This is a genomic window from Catellatospora sp. NPDC049609 (genome assembly GCF_040675365.1).
GTDB lineage: Bacteria > Actinomycetota > Actinomycetes > Mycobacteriales > Micromonosporaceae > Catellatospora.
The window spans coordinates 1-4,485 of record NZ_JBFAOU010000327.1 but is presented as its reverse complement, the minus strand read 5'-3'; the positions used below and the strand labels follow the sequence as shown (position 1 = coordinate 4,485).

3 protein-coding genes and 1 pseudogene are annotated in these 4,485 nt (G+C 70.1%); 3 read left to right on the top strand and 1 reads right to left on the bottom strand.

The features are described 5' to 3' along the window. From AB0J67_RS39375 to AB0J67_RS39365, 3 genes are all read left to right on the top strand, one after another. A partial coding sequence (locus AB0J67_RS39375) for a carbohydrate ABC transporter permease (protein ID WP_363490638.1) occupies positions 1-728 on the top strand: 728 nt, incomplete at its 5' end. Next, positions 725-2,122 carry a GH1 family beta-glucosidase gene (locus AB0J67_RS39370; protein WP_363490636.1) on the top strand — a complete coding sequence of 466 codons (1,398 nt, stop codon included), beginning with the start codon at positions 725-727 and terminating at the stop codon, positions 2,120-2,122. The genes AB0J67_RS39375 and AB0J67_RS39370, both read left to right, overlap by 4 nt. A gap of 203 nt (positions 2,123-2,325) precedes the next feature. Then, positions 2,326-3,123 (top strand): hypothetical protein, encoded by a 798-nt coding sequence (locus AB0J67_RS39365; RefSeq protein ID WP_363490634.1) that lies wholly within the window; start codon positions 2,326-2,328, stop codon positions 3,121-3,123. Positions 3,124-3,402: 279 nt separating this feature from the next. Here AB0J67_RS39365 and AB0J67_RS39360 read toward each other — a convergent pair. Continuing rightward, positions 3,403-4,319 (bottom strand): annotated as a pseudogene (locus tag AB0J67_RS39360) (IS256 family transposase); the annotation flags it as partial. Positions 4,320-4,485: the final 166 nt, after the last annotated feature.

Below are 4,485 nucleotides of genomic sequence, written 5' to 3'. Positions count from 1 at the left end.
CCTCGCACGACAACGGGATCCTGGGCCAGGTGCCGCCGCCGTTCGGCCTCGGCCCCAACCTGTTCGCCAACCTGGAGCGCGCCTTCGGCACGGTGAACTTCGCCAAGGCGCTGACCAACTCGGCCGTCGTGTCGCTGGCCATCACGATCAGCGTGGTGCTGTTCTCCACGCTGGCCGGGTTCTCGTTCGCGAAGCTGAGCTTCAGGGGCCGCAACGCGCTGCTCGTCATGGTCATCGCGACCATGATGGTGCCGACGCAGCTGGGCATCATACCGCTCTACCTGCTCATGGCGAAGATCGAGTGGACCGGCACCCTGTACGCCGTCGTCGCGCCCGGCCTGGTCACCGCGTTCGGCGTGTTCTTCATGACCCAGTTCCTGCGGGAGGCGGTGCCCAGCGAGCTGATCGAGGCCGCGCGGGTCGACGGCTGCCACACGCTCCGGATCTTCTGGCACGTGGTGCTGCCCGCGTCCAAGCCCGCGGCGGCGGTGCTGGGCATGCTCACCTTCATGTCGGCCTGGAACGACTTCTTCTGGCCGCTGGTGGTGCTCACCCCGGAGGACCCGACCGTGCAGACCGCCCTGTCCACCCTGGCCAGCGGCTACATCACCGACTACTCGCTGTCGCTGACCGGCACGGCCATCGCGACCGTGCCGCTGCTGGTGGTCTTCGCGGTGCTGGGCAAGTACATCATCGGAGGCATCATGCAGGGAGCGGTGAAGTCGTGACCATCACCAGCACGCAGGAGCAGCTCACCGGCACCGACGAGCTCCGCTTCCCGGCCGGGTTCCGGTGGGGCGCGGCGACCGCGTCGTACCAGATCGAGGGCGCGGCGACCGAGGACGGCCGCACGCCGTCGATCTGGGACGTCTTCTCGCGCACGCCGGGCAAGGTGTTCGAGGGCCACTCCGGTGACGTCGCCTGCGAGCACTACCACCGCTACCGCGAGGACGTGGCGCTGATGGCCCAGCTGGGCCTGGGCGTGTACCGGTTCTCGCTGGCCTGGCCGCGCATCAAGCCGGACGGCTCCGGGCCGGTCAACCAGCGCGGGCTGGACTTCTACGACCGGCTCGTCGACGAGCTGCTCGGCCACGGCATCGACCCGATGATCACCCTCTATCACTGGGACCTGCCGCAGGTGCTGGAGGAGCGGGGCGGCTGGACCAACCGCGACACCGCCCACTACCTCGCCGACCTGGCCACGGCCGCGGTCGCGCGGCTCGGTGACCGGGTGGCCACCTGGACCACGCTCAACGAGCCGTGGTGCTCGGGCTTCCTCGGGTACGCCAGCGGCGTGCACGCGCCCGGCCGGCAGGAGCCGAAGGCGGCCTTCGAGGCCGTACACCATCTCATGCTCGGGCACGGCCTGGCGGCGCGGGCGCTGCGGGCCGGCGGGGCGCGGGAGGTGTCGCTCACGCTGAACCTCACCGACGTGCGGCCCGCCAACCCGGCCGACCCGCACGACCTCGCGGCGGCGCGGCACATCGACGGCCTGCAGAACCGGCTGTTCCTGGACCCGGCGCTGCGGGGCCACTACCCGCCGGACATGCTCGCGCTGTTCGAGCGGTTCGGGGCGGCGGGGGTGATCCGCCCCGGCGACGAGGCGGTGATCGCGGCGCCGATCGACCTGCTCGGGGTGAACTACTACCAGCCGGCGCTGGTCCGGGCGCGCGTCGGCACGCCCAGCTCGGCGGCGCACCCGGGCAGCGAGGGCATCGAGTTCGTGGACCAGGCCGTGCCGGTGACGGCGATGGACTGGCCGGTGGACCCGACGGGCCTGTCCGACCTGCTGCTGCGGCTGGCGGCCGACTACCCGGAGACGCCGCTGATGGTCACCGAGAACGGCGCGGCCTACGACGACGTGGTGGAGGGCGACCGGGTCGCCGACGCCGACCGCATCGGCTACCTCGACGGTCACCTGCGAGCGGCGCATGCCGCCATCGCGGGCGGTGCCGACCTGCGCGGATACCTCGCCTGGTCGCTGCTGGACAACTACGAGTGGGGGTACGGCTACGGCAAGCGCTTCGGGCTGGTGCACGTCGACTACGACACCCAGCGCCGGCTGCCCAAGGACAGCGCCCGCTGGTATGCCGAGGTGATCGGCCGCAACGGGCTGGCCTGACGGCCGGCTGTACGCAGCATCTCCCGGGACCCGCTGCCTCGTACCTCCGTCAAGGCAGCGGGTCCCACCGCGTCCACGGCCCGGCGGACGGCCTTGGCGGAATTCTGTGGGTATGAAGAATCGTTTGGGCGATTTCGACCGTTATATTCGGCAACCACGCCACTCGGCGCTCCGGGTGGCCGACCTGTCGAAATAGGGCCGCGATGAGAATCAACCTGCCGACTCCCCGGACGCTCGTGCGCTTCCTGCTGTGCTCCGTAGCGGGACTGCACGTGCTCAGCTTCGGCGGCAACTTCCTCTACCACGGGCTCGGGCACCACAACGTCGTCCCGGCCTTCGCGTGGTGGACGTCGTTCTTCAACGTGGACAAGGAGAAGAACCTCCCGACCTGGTTCTCCGCCGCCCTGCTCATGCTCGCCGCGTACGTGCTCTGGGAGATCGCGGGCGACGTGCGCGCCAACGGCGAGAAGTACGCCAACCACTGGCGCATCCTCGCCGGGGTCTTCGCTTTCCTGTCGATGGACGAGATCGCCCAGATGCACGAGATGAGCCGCAAGATGGGCCTGGTCGAGCTGGGCAAGGCCTCCTACCTGTCGTGGATCGTGGTGGCGGCGCCGTTCGTGCTCCTGTTCTGCTTCTCCTACCTGCGGTTCCTGTTCCGGCTGCCGCTGCGCATGCGGCTGCTCGTCGCGGGCGGCGGGGTGCTGTTCGTGCTCGGCGCGGTCGGCATGGAGATCATCGGCGCGTTCGTCGGGCGCGACGTCGGCGGCGAGGTCGGCGCCGGCATGGCGTACGTGGAGTACCTGCTCGCGGCCTCGGTCGAGGAGCTGTTCGAGATGCTCGGCGTGATCACGTTCTTCTACGCGGTCGCCGGGCACCTGTACGAGCGTCAGCAGCAGGCGCTGCTCGCCGCCCCCGGCGCCCCGGTGCAGCTGTCGGCCGAGCGCACGCGGCGCCGGTCGACGGCCGCCGCGGCCGGGCGCGGCAGCGCCGCGCGCTGACCGGAGCCGGGACGGCGGGGACGCCGGCGTGGGCTCGTCGGCCGGGAGACCGGCGTGACGGCCACCGCCGCGGGTCACGGGGGTGAGTTCCCAGCCGTCCCCCACCGCCGATCACCGCTGACCGCCGGGGGCGGCCACTACGCTGATCACGTGGGTACTACGAATGGCGAAGCCGAGGCGACTCAGCCCGTCAGGTGGCCGACGAGGCGCTGACCGACACGATCCGTCAAGTGCATCAGATGTCAAGAGGCACCTGGCGCGCCGCGGGTGCACGCCGGCCGGGTATTTCGCGGCGATGGCGTCGACGACCCGGGCGTACTGCGCGGCGACTTCGGCGGCGTCGGGCTGGTCGAAGATCGTGCGGACCATCGTGGCCAGCCACGGCTGGGCTGACTTTCGCACTTTCGTGAGCAGGTTGCGCAGGTAGTGCGTCCGGCAGCGCCGCCAAGCCGCGCCGGGCAGCGCTGACCCGATCGCGTTGACCAGGCCGCGGTGAGCATCGGAGATGACGAGCTTGACGCCGGTCAGGCCACGGGCGGTCAGCGCGCGTAGGAACGCCAGCCAACCCGCGCCGTCCTCCTCGGCGCAGATGTCGAGCCCAAGCACTTCGCGGTGGCCGTCGGCGTTGACGCCCACGGCCACCAGGCAGGCGACGTTGACGGTCCGGCCGTCCTCGCGGACTTTCATCGTCAACGCGTCCAGGGACACGAACGTGTAGTGCGCCGAGTCCAGGGGCGGCTGCGGAACGCCTCGACCTGCGCGTCGAGAGTCTGGGCCATCTCGGAGACCTGGCTCTTGGACAGCCGGGTCACGCCCAGCTGCTCGGCCAGCTTCTCCACCCGCCGCGTCGACATCCCGAGCAGATAGCTCGTCGCGACGACGGACACCAGGGCCTGCTCCGCGCGGCGGCGGTACTCAAGCAGCCACTCCGGAAAGTACGACCCGGGGCGCAGCTTCGGGATGGCCAGCTCGACCGTGCCGGCGCGGGTGTCCCACTCCCTCGGCCGGTAGCCGTTGCGATGGTTGACCCGGTCGTCGCTGCGCTGGCCGTACTCGGCACCACACAACCCGTCGGCCTCGGCCGACATCAGCGCGTTGGCGAACGCGGTGATCATCGTCCGCAACACGTCAGGGTTGCCCTCGCCTGCCTGCTGGCGAAGCCATGTGGCAGCGTCCACACTTTCAAGTGCGGTCATCGGATTCCTGCTCCCTCAAGATCTTGATCGGTCTTCGAAGGATCAATCCGGTGGCCGTCTATCTTGTTACGCCCGAGGCCAAGACCTGCCCGCTGCTACACCACGTCCATCAGTGTCTACGGTGAACTTGCTCGACGGGGCTCGCTCCACCACTTCCTGCCGATCC

Bases quoted from the DNA above. Each gene is read 5' to 3' on its own strand.
- AB0J67_RS39365 (WP_363490634.1), top strand. From the start codon at position 2,326: ATGAGAATCAACCTGCCGACTCCCCGGACGCTCGTGCGCTTCCTGCTG.